We start from the raw sequence: 15,940 nt of genomic DNA on the forward strand, positions 1-15,940 counted from the left end.
CGCAGGGCGGGGATTCCGCCGCGAGGGTCGCACGCTCCGATACGCAGAACGCCGCGCGGGTTGGGCGCGGCGTCAGCGCTGGCGGTCCTGACGGGACTTGAACCCGCGACCTCCGCCTTGACAGGGCGGCGAGCACTCCGACTGCTCCACAGGACCTAGCTTTGTTGCTCCGGCTTGCGCCGGTCGTGCCCCCAACGGGATTCGAACCCGTGCTACCGCCTTGAAAGGGCGGCGTCCTGGGCCGCTAGACGATGAGGGCGGCCCCGCCATCATTGCACACTCGCAACTTCAAGCGGACTTGCTCCCATCCGGCCCCGCCGGAGGCTTGGAAAGCATACGTGATGCCCGGCCGGTCGACCAAACCGGTATGGCGGTAGCCACAACGACCCACGAAACCGCAGGTCAACCGGGCTCAGTGAAGCTTGGTGACGCCGTAGCGGCGCTTCAGGTCGCCGATCAGGGCGGGGCAGGCGGCCAGGGTCGCGCGCCGGTCGCCGCCCCCGTCGTGCAGCAGCACGACCGCGCCGGGCCGGGCGGCGATGTGCACCCGCTTGGCGATCGTGGCCGCCGGCGGCTTCCCCCAGTCCTGCGGGTCCACGGTCCAGTGCAGGGACTTCATGCCGAGCTGCTTGGCGGTGGCCACCACCTCGGCCGTCCACCGCCCGCCGGGCTGCCGGTAGAACGGCACCCGCGCCCCGGGAGCGGCCGCCTGGATGGCCTTGTTCGTCCGGACCAGGTCGGCCCGGATCTCCGCCACCGGCCGCCGGCCGAGGTCCAGGTCGTGGTTCCAGCTGTGGTTGCAGAGCTGGTGGCCCTCCCGGACGATCCGCTCGATCAGCTGGGGGTGCCGGCGGACGTTCCGCCCCACCACGCAGAAGGTGGCGGTGACCCGGGCCGCCCGGAGCCGGTCGAGGACCTTCGGCGTCCAGACCGGGTCGGGCCCGTCGTCGAAGGTGAGCGCCACCTGGCGGACCCCGGTGCCCCGCTGCAACCCGGCCGGCAGGGTCTTCGGCAGCGGCCGCAGCCGGGGACGGGACGGCGTGCTCCGGGTCGGGCGGGGCGTCGGGGTGGCGTCGGGCGTGGGGGTGGCCGTACCGGCGACGGTCGGTGGGGGCGACGGCCGTACCTTCGCGGTGCTGCTCTCGCCGGCGAGGACGATCACCAGGACCAGGGCGTACGCCAGCAGGGCGCGGTGACGCATCGTTCGCTCCCGGAGGGGGTCGGGGTTCGCGGACCCCACGACGGTAGTGGACGCCCGCCGTGACCCGGGAGTCCGGTCAGCTCGCCGCCGGCCGGTCCAGCGCGTCCCGCACCGCCACTGCCAGCGACAACGCCTCGGAGAGATCGACCGGCCGCACCACCCCCGTGGGCAGCGTGTCGGCCCGCCAGCCCGGCCCCGCCGCCAGCACCAGCAGCGGCCGGCGGTGCGCCGCCAGCAGGGCGGCGAGCTGGTCCGGATCGGCCGTGGTCCGGATGTGCGACCAGACCACCACGGCGGCCGGCCCGGTCCGGTTGACCGCCTCCAGCAGGGCCGGCACCGGCACCCGGGCGCCCAGCATCCGGTAGCCGGCTCCGACCTCGGCGAGCGCGGCGGCCAACGCCTCCAGCGGCAGGCTGTGCTGCTCCTCGTCGGCGCAGGCGAGCAGGATGCGCGGCGGCCCGGCCGGTGCCGCGGCCCGGGCGGCCGCGGCGAGGGCCTCGGAGACGCACCGGGACATCAGGTGCTCCACCTCGACCAGGCCGCCGGTGGCGTCGTGCCGCTCGCCGATGCCGACCAGTACCGGCCGCAGCAACCGGTCCCAGGTGGCGACCACCCCGTCGGTCGCGATCGCGCGGGCGATCGTCTCGCTGATCACCACGGAGTCAAGCCGCATCGCGGCCCGGGCCAGGCCCCGGGCCGCCGGCCCGGCCCGGCCCACCGGGATGGTCGGTCCGCCGTCGCGGCCGACCGCGGTACGTGCCCGCCCGCCGGCGCCGGGGGGAACCAGGTCCGGGCCCTGGCGGGCCCAGCGGGCCGCCTCGGCCGGGGCCACCCCCTCGGCGGTGAGCCGGCGCATCACCTCCAGCCGGGCGAGGTCGGCCGGCGTGTAGCGCCGGTGGTGCCCCGGGACGTGCTCGCTCGGCCCCAGCCCGTAGCGCTGGTGCCAGGTGCGCAGCGTGGTCACCGCGACCCCGAGCCGCCGGGCGACCGCCCCCGCGCTCAGTGCCTCATCGGCCACCCGGCCGCTCCGGCGCGTCGTCGGCCGGCAACCCGGCCGGCAGTCCGGACGGGATCACGGCCGGGTCGGCCGGTCGGCCGTCCGGGTTCAGCAGGCGGTTCACCACCCCGCCGAGCCAGGGCGCGTACGCCCGGGGGTCGGTGTCGAGGTCGGCCGCCAGCTCGGCCGGGTCGACCCAGCGCAGCTCGGCCACCTCGTCGGGGTGCGGACGCAGCGGGCTGTCCGGCCGGAAGTCGCCGCGCAGGACGTGGTCGTACTCGAACTCGACCCGCCCGGTGACCGGATCCTCGGCGTAGTAGACGTACACCCCCAGCTCGGTGAGTTCGACCGGGCCGGCGCCCAGCTCCTCGCGGAGCCGGCGGTTCGCGGCGTCGACCGGCGACTGGCCGGGCGTGGGGTGGCCGCAGCAGGAGTTGGCCCAGCGCAGCGGGAACCGCGTCTTGGCCGCGGCCCGCCGTTGCAGCAGCACCCGGCCGTCCGGGTCGACCAGCACCACCGAGAAGGCGCGGTGCAGCTGGCCCGGCGGCTGGTGCGCGGCCGACACGGTGGTCTCGCCGACCGCCCGACCGGCGTCGTCGACCAGTTCGACCAGGTGGCTTTCCCGGGAGGTCACCGCTTCCTGCCCTTCCGATCCGAGGGGACGGCTCACCGGCCACCGCCGGTGATCCGGCCGGCGGCGAGCTTGCCGGAGATCAGCACCATCGGCACGCCGACGCCGGGCTGGGTGCCGGAGCCCACGAAGACCACGTTCGGCAGCGTGCGGTGCAGGTTGACCGGGCGGAACGGGCCGGTCTGGAACAGGCTGTGCGCGGCGGCGAACGGCGTGCCGGCCGCCATGCCCTGCTCGGCCCAGTCGGCCGGGGTGATCGTCCGGAGCACCTCGACGCCCGCCCCGAAGCCGACGTAGCCGCGCTCCTCCAGCGTGCCGACGAGCTGGTCGGCGTAGCGGCGGTCGAGGTCGCCCCGCCACTCGAACGGCGCCCGGTCGAGGTTGGGCACCGGGGCGAGCACGTAGTAGGTGTGCCGCCCGGCCGGCGCCACCGACGGATCGGTCCGGCTCGGGTTGGTGACCAGCAGCGACGGGTCGGTCATCAGCTTGCCGCGCCGGATGACCTCGTCGAAGGTGCCCCGCCAGGCGCGCCCGAAGTGGATGTTGTGGTGGGCGATCTTCGAGTAGCCCTGGGTCGAGCCGACGTGCAGCACCACGCAGGACGGCGAGTAGCGCAGCCGCCGCTGCCGGGCCGGCGGCAGCAGGTCGCGGTAGGCCACCGGCAGGTCGGGGTTGAGCACCACCACGTCCGCCGGGATCCGCTCGCCGTCGGCGGTCAGCACCCCGGTCGCCCGCCCGCCCGCGGTCTCCACCCGGCTGACCGTGGTGCCGTAGCGGATCTGCACGCCGTGCTTCTCGGCCGCACCGGCCATCGCCCGGGAGACCGCGTGGATGCCGCCGCGCGGGAAGTAGACCCCGGCCACCGAGTCGAGGTACGCGATGACCGCGTAGATGGCCAGCGCGTCGTGCGGGGCGAGCCCGGCGTACATCGCCTGGAAGGAGAAGATCCGCCGGGTGCGCGGGTCCTGGAAGAACTGGTCGATCTTGGTCTGGAGCCGGCGGAACGCGCCGCCCGCGAGTAGCTTCAGCAGGTTGCCGGTGAGCAGGTCGGTCGGTGCGTCCAGGTTGCGCTCGATGAAGTCGGCCCGCTCGAGCTGCCACAGCCGCCGGGCGTAGTCGACGAAGCGCAGGTAGCCGTCGGCCTCCCGGGGCCCGCAGACCCGGGCGATCTCGGCCGCCATCCGGGTGGTGTCGGTGATGACGTCGAGCGTCGAGCCGTCCGGGTAGTACGCCCGGTAGGCCGGGTCGAGCGGGGTGAGGTCGAGCCAGTCGGCCAGCTCCTCGCCGACCGCGCCGAGCGCCTCGGCGATCAGGTCGGGCATGGTGAGCACGGTCGGGCCGGTGTCGAACTCGTAGCCGTCGACGCCGAGCCGCCCGGCCCGCCCGCCCGGCACCGGCTCGCGTTCCAGCACGGTCACCTGCCGGCCGGTGCCGGCCAGGTGCAGTGCGCAGGCCAGCCCGCCGAGGCCGGCACCGACCACCACCACCCGGTCGGTGGGTCCGCTCACGGTCCGCACGCGATCACCTCCTTCACGAAGTTGCCCATCAGGCCCGCCGGTCGGTGGCGGTGCCGGCGAGACCGGTGAGCGCGATGCGCGCGGTCTCGTCGATCGACGCGTCGTCGAGCGCGGCGAGCGCCTCCGCCACCCGGTCGGTGATCATCCGCTCGACCCGGTCGACGGCCCCGGTGTCGGCGACCAGCTCGGCCAGCCCGGCGATCTCCCGGTCGCCGCCGCCCGCGCCGGCCCGGTCCAGCGCCCGGCGCTGGGTCGGCGTGGCGAGCTGCCGGGCCAGCATGAGCAGCACGGTGGGCTTGCCGGTCCGCAGGTCGTCGCCGGCCGGCTTGCCGGTGGTGGCCGGATCGCCGTAGACGCCGAGCAGATCGTCGCGGAGCTGGAACGCCTCGCCGACCTTCCGGCCGTAGCGGGTGTAGGCGGCGACCAGCGCCTCGTCGGCTCCGGCGCCGGCCAGGTGGGCGCCGAAGAGCAGCGGCCGCTGCACCGTGTAGCTGGCGGTCTTGTAGCGGGCGACCCGCAGCGCCCGGTCGACCGACCAGCGGGCCGCGTCGCTCTCGCCGAGCACGTCGAGGTACTGCCCGGCCACGGTCTCCACCCGCATCTGGTCGTAGCAGCGGCGGACGTCCAGCAGCCGGGCCGGTGGTACGGCCGCGCGGGCGAGCAGCTGGTCGGCCCAGACCATGCAGAGATCGCCGACCAGCACCGCGACCGCCTCGCCGAACCGGCGCGGGTCGCCCCGACGGCCGGCGGCGACGTGCTGGGCGGCCAGCGCCACGTGTGCGGTCGGCCGGCCGCGCCGGGTGGTCGAGGCGTCCATCACGTCGTCGTGCACGAGCGCGAAGGTGTGCAGCAGCTCCAGGGCGGCGAGCGCCGGCAGCACCGGCGGCAGCGGCTCGGTGGCGCCCACCGCCCCGCGCCAGCCCCAGTAGGCGAACGTCGGGCGGACCCGCTTGCCGCCGGCGAGCACGTGGTCCCGCGCGGTCGCGGCGAACCCGCCCATCGCCGGGTCGATCTCGGTCAGCGCGTCGACCTCGGCGGCCAGGAAGGCGGCGAGGGTGTCGTCCACCGCCGTGACCAACTCCCGGGTGTACGCGGCCAGCACCGCGCGGACCGGATCGTCCCGGCCGGACGGGTTTGTCGGCGCGTCGCGAAGCGTATTACCCGCTGATGCCTCGTTGGCCATGCGGCTGAGCGTACCCTAGGGTTGTGAGTTGCGTCGATTGGTGCGTCGATCTGTGAGGGAGGGCCGGTGGACACTGATCTCACCGCTGCCTACGACCGCTGCCGTGAGCTGCACCGACGCCACGGTCGCACCTACTATCTCGCCACCCGGCTGCTGCCCGGGTGGAAACGGCGGCACGTTCACGCCCTCTACGGCTTCACCCGGTACGCGGACGAGATCGTCGACCGCACCGACTACCTTCCCCCGGCCGAGCGCGCCGTCCGGCTCGACGACTGGGGCGGCCGCTTCATGGCCGGCCTGCACGGCCAGCCGATCGACGACCCGCTGCTGCCCGCCGTGCTGCACACCATCGCCGTCTTCGACCTGGACCGCGACGACTTCGCCGCGTTCCTCAAGAGCATGGCGATGGACCTGACCGTCGACTCGTACCGGACCTACGACCAGCTGCTCGACTACATGGAGGGCTCGGCGGCGGTCATCGGCACGATGATGCTGCCGATCCTGGGCAGCAGCGACCCGGCCGCGGCCCGGGAACCGGCCCGGCAGCTCGGCTTCGCCTTCCAGCTCACCAACTTCATCCGGGACGTGGCCGAGGATCTGGACCGCGGGCGGACGTACCTGCCGGAGGAGGACCTGGCCCGGTTCGGTGTCACCCGGCAGGACCTGGTCGAGGCCCGTGCGCGGCGGCGAGCCACCGGGGCCATCCGGGAACTGATCGCGTACGAGGTGGCCCGGGCCCAGGCGCACTACGCCGCGGCGGCGCCCGGGATCACCCTGCTCGCACCCACCTCGCAGGCCTGCCTGCGGACCGCGTACGCGCTCTACGGCGGAATCCTCGACGAGGTGGCCGCGCAGGACTACGACGTCTTCACCCGCCGGGCCGTGGTCGGCCAGCGGCGCCGGCTGGCCGTGGCGGCGCAGGCCCTGCTCACCCCGACCGGCACGCCGGTGGTCACCGTCCCCGGGCCGCCGATGCCCTGCCTGGCGGTGGAGAGTGGTGTCGCCGCCCGGATAGCGTGATCGCCGGCGGGCGGCGGCTCAGAGGCAGCTGTGCAGCGCGTCGACCAGGGCCTCCACCCGATCGAAGTCGGCGAGCCGGGCGGTCGCGTAGCCGAAGGTGTAGCCGCGGACCGGGTCGGCCCAGGCACAGCTACCGCCGATCCCGCCCATGCCCCAGCTGCCGTCCTCCTCCCACTGCATGCCCAACGTCCACCGGGTCCGCCGGTCGAGCAGCAGATCCGGGCCGTCGTACTGGACCCGGGTCGCCTCGGCCACCAGGTCCGGGCTGAACAGCCGTACGCCGTCGAGCGTGCCGCCGGCGAGCAGGCCCGCGTACAGGCGGGCGAGAGCCCCCGCGGTCGAGTGCAGGTTGACGGCGGGCACCTCGGCGCCGCGCCAGAGCGGGCTGTTCACCACCGACAGGTTCCGGCCGCCGGGCGGGTTGTCCAGGGCGCGCGCCCGCAGCGAACCCGGCGCACCGGCCACCCGGTCCGGCCAATCCGGGTCGCCGTACGACAGGTCGGCGCAGCGGCGCTGGTCCGCCGCGTCCAGCCCGAAGCCCAGGTCCAGCCGCCACGGGCCGGCGATCTCCTCGGCGAGGAACCGTCCCACCGACCGGCCGTCCACCCGCCGGACCAGTTCGCCCACCAGGTGCCCGTACGTCCAGGCGTGCTCGCCCGCGACACTGCCCGGCTCCCACTCCGGCTCGGCGGCGGCCAGATCCTCGGCGAGCAGGTCCCAGTCGGCGATCGCCTCGGCCGGCCGGGGCACCGGGAAGACCGGCAGCCCGGCGGTGTGGTCGAGCACCTGCCGGACGGTGGCCGGGGTGCGAAAACCGGGCCAGTGCGCGGCGACCGGGTCGTCCAGCCCGATCCGGCCCCGGTCCACCAGCAGCAGCAGGCAGAGCGCGGCCACCGGCTTGCCGACCGAGTAGACGTTGACCAGCGTGTCGGCCTGCCACGGCCGGCCCGGTGACCGTTCGCCGCCGACGATGTCCACCACCGGCGCGCCGTCGTACCAGATGGCCAGGCCGGCCCCGGCTTCCCGGCCGCTGGCGAGCAGGTCGCGGAAGCAGTCGTGGACGGCGGCGAAGCGGGTCTCGGGCATCCGGCCACGGTAGGCGATCCGGGGCGTCATCCGCGCCGCCATTCCACGGCCCGGCGCGGCCCTCGCTCCACTGCCCGCGACCCCGCTCCACGGCCCGCGACCCCGCTCCACGGCCCGGCGCGACTTTCGCTGCTCGGCCCGGCACGTCCCCCCGCGGCGGCGAGCGCCCCGGGGCGCCACCTCTACCCGTGGCTGGCTGGCCTGTCGGCGCTCGCTGGGGGATGCTGTCCGGGTGGTGGAGCCGGAGCAGGTGGACGTGGTCGTGGTCGGGCTTGGCGTCGGGGGCGAGGAGGTGGCCGGGCGGCTCGCCGAGGCCGGGCTGAGCGTCGTCGGCATCGAGCGGGACCTGGTCGGCGGGGAGTGCCCGTACTGGGGGTGCGTCCCGAGCAAGATGATGATCAGGGCGGCGAACGCGCTCGCCGAGGCGCGCCGGGTCGACGGTCTCGCCGGCACCGCCGAGGTGCGGCCGGACTGGGGGCCGGTGGCCCGGCGGATCCGCGAGGAGGCCACCGACCACTGGGACGACCGGGTCGCGGTGGACCGTTTCATCGGGCGGGGCGGCCGGTTCGTCCGAGGCAGCGGGCGACTGACCGGGCCCGGCCGGGTCCAGGTGGGCGACCAGGTGTTCCAGGCCCGGTACGGCGTCGTGCTGGGCACCGGCACCCGGCCGACGGTGCCGCCGATCGCCGGGCTGGCCGACACCCCGTACTGGACCAACCACCAGGCGGTCGAGGTCGCGGAGCTGCCGGAGTCCCTGCTGGTGCTGGGCGGCGGCGCGATCGGGCTGGAACTGTCGCAGGTCTTCGCCCGGTTCGGGGTCCGGGTCACCGTGGTGGAGGCGCTGGACCGGGTGCTCGCGGTCGAGGAGCCGGAGGCGTCCGAGGTGGTCGCCGGGGCGCTGCGCGCCGACGGGGTGGAGATCCACACCGGGGTGCGGGCGGAGCGGGTCGGCCACGACGGGCAGCGGTTCACCGTGTCCGCCGCCGACGGCGCCGAGTTCACCGCCGAGCGGCTGCTGGTGGTGACCGGCCGCCGGGCGCATCTGGAGGAGCTGGGGCTGGACTCCGTCGGGGTGGACGCCGGCCAGCGCTACCTGCCGGTCGACGACCGGATGCGGGTCGCCGACGACCTCTGGGCGGTCGGTGACGTGACCGGGGAGGGCGCCTTCACCCACATCGCGATGTACCAGGCGGCGATCGTGATCGCCGACGTCCTGGACCGCGCCCGGCACGCGCGGGCCGGGGCGGATCCGAGCGGCACCGCCAGCGTGGTGGGGGGCGCCATGGGCGCGGCCGGCAGCCTCGCTGCCAGCGGTTCGAGCGGCTCGGCCGGCACCGTGCCGCGCGCCGACTACCGGGCGCTGCCCCGGGTCACCTTCACCGACCCGGAGGTGGGCGCGGTCGGGCTGACCGAACAGCAGGCCCGGGCCCGCGGGATCAACGTGCAGGTCGGCTTCACCAAGCTGGGCAGCTCGACCCGGGGCTGGATCCACCGGGTCGGCGACGAGGGCTTCATCAAGCTGGTCGCCGACGCCGACCAGGGGGTGCTGATCGGGGCCACCTCGGCCGGGCCGGCCGGCGGCGAGGTGCTCTCCGGGCTGGTGGTCGCGGTGCACGCGGCGGTGCCGCTCAGCCTGCTCCGGCACATGATCTACGCGTACCCGACCTTCCACCGGGCGATCGAGGACGCGCTGCGCGACCTGTCCTGACCAGCCGGCTGACGGCGTGGCGGCAGCACCCGGCATGAGGCGGCACCCGCTCGGCAGTCGGCTGTTCATTTCTTTCATTCCAATGACGTACGATTGCGGCCGTGACGAAGCGGTTGACCGAAGTTGCCAAGAAGGCCGGCGTCAGCGAGGCCACCGTCAGCCGGGTGCTCAACGGCCGGGACGGGGTCTCCGAGGCGACCCGGACGGCGGTGCTGACCGCGCTGGACGTGCTCGGCTACGAGCGGCCGACCAAGCTGCGCGGTGAGCGCGCCCGGTTGGTCGGGCTGGTCCTGCCCGAGTTGCAGAACCCGATCTTCCCGGCGCTCGCCGAGGTGGTCACCGGGTCCCTCGCCCAGCGGGGGTTCACCCCGGCGCTCTGCGCCCGCACCATCGGCGGCGTCTCCGAGATGGACTACGTGGAGATGCTCCTCGACCACCAGGTCTCCGGGGTGATCTTCGCCGGTGGCTCGTACGCGCTCGCCGACGCCCGGCACGACCACTACCGCCGGCTGACCGACCGGGGGCTGCCGGTGGTGCTGGTCAACGCGGGGGTGGACGAGTTGGGCTTCCCCCGGGTCTCCACCGACGACGCGGTGGCGGTGGAGCAGGCGTACGGGCACCTGCGCTCGCTCGGGCACGAGCGGATCGGGATGGTGCTCGGTCCGGAGGGGCACGTGCCGTCCCGGCGGAAGTTGACCGCGATGATCCAGGCCGCCGGCTGGACCGACGACGGGTTCGTCGAGCGCTCCAGCTTCTCCATGGAGGGGGCGCGGGTCGCCGCGACCAAACTGGTCGAGCGGGGCGTGACCGGCATCATCTGCGCCAGCGACGTGCTGGCGCTGGGCGCCATCCGGGCCGCCCGGCGGCTCGGTCGGTCGGTGCCGGCCGACGTGTCGGTGGTGGGCTTCGACGACTCCGCGTTCATGACCTGCACCGACCCGCCGCTGACCACCGTCCGGCAGCCGATCGAGACGATGGGGCAGGCCGCGGTGGACCTGCTGGTCACCCAGATCGAGGGGGTCGGCGTGCTGCACGACGAGCTGCTGTTCGAGCCCGAACTGGTGGTACGGGGCTCCACCGCGCCCGCCCCCGGCCGCTGACCCGGGCCTGCCTCCCGCCCGCTGACCCGCGACCGCTCCGGCCGTCGACCGCTGCCCGCGGTCGGCGGCCGTTTTCGTCCTGGCCGGTGATCGGACCGGCCCTGCCCGGCGCCCCGGCTCAGGGCCCCGTCGCCGTGGGCAAAAGGGAGATGAAGTGTGGTATTCCGGGTGTCGCCGGAGGTATTGCCGGGATCTCTCGTCGTCATGTCGTGTCCTTTCATAGCTATGTCGAAACCTTGCCGACATCAGTTCGTCTCGTTACAGTGACTCCACTCACACCGGGCCCCGGAGCGGTTACCGCGGGTCAGGTCGCATGACGGATGCATCACGTAGCAGGGCATCGGCCGCGGTGACGATCACCGCAGTTCCGCGTAGGTCATGGAGACACCCGTTCGGCGAAGGGATGGACAGATGTCCGTACCGCAGTACCGGAAGGCTGCGGCGTTAGCGCTCGTGGCCGGCCTGGGGCTCAGCCTCACCGCCTGCTCCACGAAGGGCGACGACGCCTCGGACGAGGCAGGTGGCAAGGTCACCATCACCGTCGACTGCCAGCCGGTCGGCTCCCAGAAAGAGCTGTTGCAGAACTGGAACGACGACGTCGCCGAGTTCCAGCGACAGAACCCTGACATCGTCATCAAGAGCGTGAGCGTCGGCGAGCAGTGCAACAACCCGCCGGACTTCACCGCCCGCCTGGCCGGCGGCACCGTGACCGACGTCTTCTACGGGTACATGACCGACCTGGCGCAGGTGCTCGACTCCGGTCAGGCGATGGACATCACCGGGTACGCCACCAGGGACACCATCCCGACCTGGGACAGCGTCGACCCGGCGCTCAAGGAGGTCTTCAGCGACGGCGGCAAGCTCTACGGCGTCCCGGTGAAGAACTACTCGATGGGCCTGGTCTACAACAAGGTCCTGTTCCAGCAGGCGGGGCTCGACGTGAACAACCCGCCGAAGACCTGGCCCGAGGTCCGGGCGGCGGCCAAGAAGATCGCCGCGCTCGGCAACGGCATCGCCGGCTACGCCGAGTACAGCGCCGGCAACACCGGCGGCTGGCACTTCACCTCCCTGCTCTACTCCCAGGGCGGCCAGGTGCTGACCCCGGACGGCAAGAAGGCCGACTTCAACAACGCGATGGGCAGGCAGGTCCTGCAGAACCTCAAGGACATGCGGTACGGCGACAACAGCATGGGCAGCCGCCAGTTGCTGCAGTGGGGCGACCTGCTGACCAACGCCGCGGCGGGCAAGGTGGGCATGTTCATCGGCGCGCCGGACACCACCCAGGCGATCGTCAGCCAGTTCCAGGGCAAGTTCCAGGACTGGGCGATGGGCCCGCTGCCCGGCCAGGACGGCCCGGCCAAGGCGACGCTCGGCGGCGGCGAGGGCTACTTCTTCAAGAAGGGCCTCTCCCCGGAGCAGGTCAGGGCCGGTCTGAAGTGGATCGCGTACCAGAAGCTGACGCCGGGCAAGGGCCAGTTCGACTACGTCCGGGCCAAGCCGCAGAACTACCCGGTCGGCCTGCCCCAGCCGCTGCTCTTCGCGGCCGGCAGCGAGGCACAGAAGCAGGAACTCGAACTGCGCAAAGCGAACGCGAACGTCGACACCGCCAACTTCGCGGCCTTCGAGGCGAACCCCGTTCCGATCAAGGGCGAACCGCGCAACGCGCAGGCGATCTACGCGGTGCTCGACGCGGCGATGTCCGGGGTGCTGACCAACCCGAACGCGAACATCGACGCGCTGCTCAAGACCGCTGAGGACAAGGTCAACCAACTCCTCGCGGCGGAGAGCTGATCGATGGTGCGGGGGTCGGCGCGCCGACCCCCGCACACCGTCCGGGTCCAGACCGTCCGGTCACCGACTTCCGCGCAGGAGTTGCCTTGACCATCACCACCCTTCCCGGCACCACCAGGAAACCGGGCCGCCCGCCGGTCCCGGCCGGGCGACGGCCTACCGGCCTCGGTCGCAAGGTGCGGGACAACCTCACCGGGCACGCGTTCCTGATCGGCGCGCTGCTCTGCTTCGTCGTCTTCTCCTGGTACCCGATGATCCGCGGCGTCGTGATGAGCTTCCAGCGCACCCGGCGCGGCGAGACCACCTGGGTGGGCTGGGACAACTACGCCCGCATCATCGACGACCCGAGCTTCTGGACGGCCTGGAAGAACACCTTCTACTTCACCGTCCTCGCGCTCGTCCTCGGCTACGCGGTGCCGTTCTTCGTGGCGATCCTGCTCAACGAGTTCCGCCACGCCAGGGGCTACCTGCGGATCCTGGTCTACCTGCCGGTGATGCTCCCGCCCGCCTCGGCGCTCTTCCTGTTCAAGTTCTACGCGTACGACCCCAGCGACGCGGGGCTGTTCAACGCGATCCTCAAGGCACTGCACCTGCCGACGTCGCAGTGGATGCAGTCCCCGGAGATGACCATGCCGGCGATGGTGATCGCGTCGACCTGGATGAACATGGGCAGCGCGGTGCTGATCTACCTGGCCGCGCTGCAGAACATCCCCGGCGAACTCTACGAGGCGGCCGAGCTGGACGGCGCCGGGATCTGGCGGCGGATCCGGCACGTGACCATCCCGCAGACCCGGCTGATCCTCGCGCTGCTGGCGATGCTCCAGATCGTCGCCACCATGCAGCTCTTCATCGAGCCGCTGATCCTCGCCAACGGCGCCGGCGCCCAGGACTCGGCGACCTCGGTCGCGTACCTCATCTACCAGCACGGTTTCTTCCAGAACGACCTCAACGGGGCCGCCGCGCTCGGCGTGATCATGCTCGTGGTGCTGGCCGGCTTCTCCGCCGTGTACGCGCGGCTGACCGCGAAACAGGACTAGGACGGACGAGGAAATGGCACAGGACTCCGGGACCCGGACCCTCATCTCCCACGCCCAGCTGCGGCGCGGACGCGGCAAGGCGGTCTACTGGACTCTGCTCGCCGTCGTGGTCGTGGTGTTCACGCTCGTCTTCCTCGGGCCGCTCTACTGGATGGTCACCGGCGCGCTCAAGTCCGGCCAGGAGATCGCGCAGACCCCGCCGACGCTGTTCCCGAAGGATCCGCAGCCGCAGAACTACGTGGACGCCTGGCACAACCTGGACCTTGCCAAGCTGCTGTTCAACACGTTTTACTACGCGGCCGGCGCGGTGCTGTTTCAACTCGTCTTCGACACCGCCGCGGCGTACTCCCTGTCGAAGCTCCGACCGATCCTGGGCAACGTGATCCTCGGCCTGATGCTGACCACGCTGATGATCCCGGCGATGGTCCTCATCGTTCCGCAGTACGTGGCGGTGATCGACCTGCCGATCCTGCACCTCAACCTGCTCGACTCGCCGTTCGCGATCTGGCTGCCCCTGGTCGCGAACGCGTTCAACATCTTCCTGCTGAAGCGGTTCTTCGACTCGATCCCGGAGGACCTGATGGCGGCGGCGCTGATGGACGGGGCGACACCACTGCGCACGCTCTGGTCGATCATCCTGCCGATGTCGCGCCCCATCCTCGGCGTGGTCTCGATCTTCGCGGTGACCGCCGTCTGGAAGGACTTCCTCTGGCCGAAGCTGGTCATGCCGCACCCGGAGACCCGGACGGTCAGCGTCGGCATCTACGCCTTCTCGGGCGGCACACCCATGAACGTCGTGGTCGCCGCGTCGGTCATCGCCGCCATCCCGACCGTCATCGTCTTCCTGATCTTCCAGCGGAACATCATGTCCGGCCTGACCACCGGCAGCCTCAAGGGCTGACCCACCGCCGGCGCAACCACCCGCGGCGGACGACGACGTCCGCCCGGCACATCCGCCTCCGGCGGACCCGCCGACGTACCGACGCAGAAAGCAGGTGCTCGTGTCCACAGCAGACGACGGTCCGTGGTGGCGTTCAGCGGTGATCTACCAGGTGTACCCGCGCAGCTTCGCCGACGGCGACGGCGACGGGATCGGCGACATCGCGGGCATCCGGTCCCGGCTGGACCACCTCGCCGCGCTCGGCGTCGACGCGATCTGGTTCAACCCCTGGTACCCCTCCCCGATGGCCGACGCCGGCTACGACGTGGCCGACTACCGCGACATCGACCCGGTCTTCGGCACCCTGGCCGAGGTGGAGGCGCTGATCGCCGAGGCGCATGCGCTCGGCATCCGGACCATCGTCGACGTGGTGCCCAACCACTGCTCCGACGCGCACCCCTGGTTCCAGGCGGCGCTCGCCGACCCGGACGCGCCGGAACGGGAGCTGTTCTGGTTCCGCCCCGGCCGGGGCCCGGACGGGGCGCGCAAGCCCACCGACTGGGTCTCGCCGTTCGCCGGCGACACCTGGACCCGCACGACCAACCCGGACGGCACGCCGGGCGACTGGTATCTGCACCTCTTCGCCCCGGAGCAGCCGGACTTCAACTGGGACCACCCCCGGGTGCGGGCCGAGTTCGAGGACATCCTGCGGTTCTGGCTCGAACGGGGCGTGGACGGCATCCGGATCGACTCCGCGGCGATGCTGGCCAAGGACCCGACGCTGCCGGAGGCGACACCGGACGGCCCGAGCCCGTTCGTCGACGTGGACGCGGTGCACGACATCTACCGCAGCTGGCGGCGGATCACCGACGGCTACCCCGGCGACCGGGCGCTGATCGGCGAGGTGTGGCTCCCCGACCACGAGCGGTTCGCCAACTACCTGCGCCCGGACGAACTGCACGCCGCGTTCAACTTCGACTTCCTCGGCTGCGCCTGGGACGCGGCCGCGCTGGGCGCCTGCATCGACACCACGCTCACCGCGCACGCCCCGGTCGGCGCCCCGGCCACCTGGGTGCTCTCCAACCACGACGTCACCCGGCACGTCACCCGGTACGGCCGGCAGGACACCACGTTCAGCTTCGCCGCGAAACGCGAGGGGATCCCCACCGACCTGGAGCTGGGCACCCGACGGGCCCGCGCGGCGGCCCTGCTCTCCCTGTCGCTGCCCGGCGCCGCGTACGTCTATCAGGGCGAGGAACTGGGCCTGTGGGAGGTCGAGGACATCCCGCGCGAGCTGCGCCAGGACCCGATGTACCACCGCTCCGGCGGAGTCGACCCCGGCCGGGACGGCTGTCGGGTGCCGATCCCGTGGACCGGTGACGAGCCGCCGTTCGGGTTCAGCCCCGACGGCGCCGCCGCACCCTGGCTGCCGCAGCCGGCCGACTGGAAGGACCGGACGGTCCGTGCGCAGACCGGCGACACCACCTCGATGCTCGAGCTGTACCGGGCGGCGATCCGGATCCGGCGAGCCCACCCGGCGCTCGGCGACGGGACGATGAGCTGGCTGCCCGCACCGGACGGGGTGCTCGCCTTCCACCGCCCGCCCGGCTTCACCTGCCTGGTCAACCTCTCCGCCGCGGCGGTGCCGCTGCCGCCGCACACCGGGCGGCTGCTCGCCAGCGGGCCGCTCGACGACGACCTGCTCCCGCCGGACACCGCCGTCTGGCTGCGTACCCCGGAAACCCCGGCCGGACCCGAACCGGCCTGACCGACCGCGGTGCCGGCGGCC

Annotated in this window: 13 protein-coding genes and 2 tRNA genes; 7 read left to right on the top strand and 8 right to left on the bottom strand. The window is 72.9% G+C overall.

Annotated elements, in window-relative coordinates:
- Positions 1-79: 79 nt before the first annotated feature.
- The 7 genes from FHX32_RS10635 to FHX32_RS10665 form a co-directional block, all read right to left on the bottom strand.
- Positions 80-156 (bottom strand) — tRNA-Asp (locus FHX32_RS10635).
- Positions 157-186: 30 nt separating this feature from the next.
- Positions 187-259 (bottom strand) — tRNA-Glu (locus tag FHX32_RS10640).
- Positions 260-412: 153 nt separating this feature from the next.
- Complete coding sequence (locus FHX32_RS10645) at positions 413-1,201, bottom strand: polysaccharide deacetylase family protein (RefSeq protein WP_167180620.1); 789 nt, start codon at positions 1,199-1,201, stop codon at positions 413-415.
- Between the two features lie 76 nt (positions 1,202-1,277).
- Positions 1,278-2,219, bottom strand: coding sequence for a MerR family transcriptional regulator (locus FHX32_RS10650; RefSeq protein WP_167180622.1), 942 nt, complete (start codon positions 2,217-2,219; stop codon positions 1,278-1,280).
- Positions 2,209-2,832 (bottom strand): isopentenyl-diphosphate Delta-isomerase, encoded by a 624-nt coding sequence (gene idi, locus FHX32_RS10655; protein ID WP_167180624.1) that lies wholly within the window; start codon positions 2,830-2,832, stop codon positions 2,209-2,211. Before idi ends, FHX32_RS10650 begins: the two co-directional genes overlap by 11 nt.
- Positions 2,833-2,864: 32 nt before the next feature.
- Positions 2,865-4,346 (bottom strand): phytoene desaturase family protein, encoded by a 1,482-nt coding sequence (gene crtI / locus FHX32_RS10660; protein ID WP_167180626.1) that lies wholly within the window; start codon positions 4,344-4,346, stop codon positions 2,865-2,867.
- A 28-nt stretch (positions 4,347-4,374) separates the two neighbouring features.
- Positions 4,375-5,529: a polyprenyl synthetase family protein gene (locus FHX32_RS10665; RefSeq protein WP_167180628.1), complete on the bottom strand. Its 1,155-nt coding sequence runs from the start codon at positions 5,527-5,529 to the stop codon at positions 4,375-4,377.
- 66 nt (positions 5,530-5,595) lie between these two features.
- Here FHX32_RS10665 and FHX32_RS10670 point away from each other — a divergent pair, with 66 nt between their 5' ends.
- Entirely contained in the window at positions 5,596-6,549 is a 954-nt protein-coding gene (locus FHX32_RS10670) for a phytoene/squalene synthase family protein (protein ID WP_167180630.1), read from the top strand.
- An 18-nt stretch (positions 6,550-6,567) separates the two neighbouring features.
- On the opposite strand, the gene FHX32_RS10675 is transcribed toward FHX32_RS10670, so the two are convergent.
- Positions 6,568-7,635: a serine hydrolase domain-containing protein gene (locus FHX32_RS10675; protein WP_167180632.1), complete on the bottom strand. Its 1,068-nt coding sequence runs from the start codon at positions 7,633-7,635 to the stop codon at positions 6,568-6,570.
- Positions 7,636-7,870: 235 nt separating this feature from the next.
- Between FHX32_RS10675 and FHX32_RS10680 the strand changes: the two genes are divergently transcribed.
- The 6 genes from FHX32_RS10680 to FHX32_RS10705 all read left to right on the top strand — a co-directional run bounded on the left by FHX32_RS10680 (position 7,871) and on the right by FHX32_RS10705 (position 15,919).
- On the top strand, positions 7,871-9,343 hold the full coding sequence (locus tag FHX32_RS10680; RefSeq protein WP_167182539.1) for a dihydrolipoyl dehydrogenase family protein: 1,473 nt from the start codon (positions 7,871-7,873) through the stop codon (positions 9,341-9,343).
- A 101-nt stretch (positions 9,344-9,444) separates the two neighbouring features.
- Positions 9,445-10,443, top strand: a complete 999-nt coding sequence (locus FHX32_RS10685) for a LacI family DNA-binding transcriptional regulator (protein WP_167180634.1) — start codon at positions 9,445-9,447, stop codon at positions 10,441-10,443.
- A gap of 411 nt (positions 10,444-10,854) precedes the next feature.
- Positions 10,855-12,234 carry an extracellular solute-binding protein gene (locus FHX32_RS10690; protein ID WP_167180636.1) on the top strand — a complete coding sequence of 460 codons (1,380 nt, stop codon included), beginning with the start codon at positions 10,855-10,857 and terminating at the stop codon, positions 12,232-12,234.
- 86 nt (positions 12,235-12,320) lie between these two features.
- Positions 12,321-13,271: a carbohydrate ABC transporter permease gene (locus FHX32_RS10695; protein WP_167180638.1), complete on the top strand. Its 951-nt coding sequence runs from the start codon at positions 12,321-12,323 to the stop codon at positions 13,269-13,271.
- A 13-nt stretch (positions 13,272-13,284) separates the two neighbouring features.
- Positions 13,285-14,172 (top strand): carbohydrate ABC transporter permease, encoded by an 888-nt coding sequence (locus FHX32_RS10700; protein WP_167180640.1) that lies wholly within the window; start codon positions 13,285-13,287, stop codon positions 14,170-14,172.
- Positions 14,173-14,272: 100 nt separating this feature from the next.
- Positions 14,273-15,919 (top strand): glycoside hydrolase family 13 protein, encoded by a 1,647-nt coding sequence (locus FHX32_RS10705; protein ID WP_486480994.1) that lies wholly within the window; start codon positions 14,273-14,275, stop codon positions 15,917-15,919.
- Positions 15,920-15,940: the final 21 nt, after the last annotated feature.

Source organism: Micromonospora sp. CNZ280 (genome assembly GCF_011759515.1).

Excerpts from the sequence above, each read along its gene's own strand:
- FHX32_RS10645 (WP_167180620.1), bottom strand. The coding sequence starts at position 1,201 with ATGCGTCACCGCGCCCTGCTGGCGTACGCCCTGGTCCTGGTGATCGTC.
- FHX32_RS10665 (WP_167180628.1), bottom strand. The coding sequence starts at position 5,529 with ATGGCCAACGAGGCATCAGCGGGTAATACGCTTCGCGACGCGCCGACA.
- FHX32_RS10675 (WP_167180632.1), bottom strand. The coding sequence starts at position 7,635 with ATGCCCGAGACCCGCTTCGCCGCCGTCCACGACTGCTTCCGCGACCTG.
- FHX32_RS10690 (WP_167180636.1), top strand. The coding sequence starts at position 10,855 with ATGTCCGTACCGCAGTACCGGAAGGCTGCGGCGTTAGCGCTCGTGGCC.
- FHX32_RS10700 (WP_167180640.1), top strand. The coding sequence starts at position 13,285 with ATGGCACAGGACTCCGGGACCCGGACCCTCATCTCCCACGCCCAGCTG.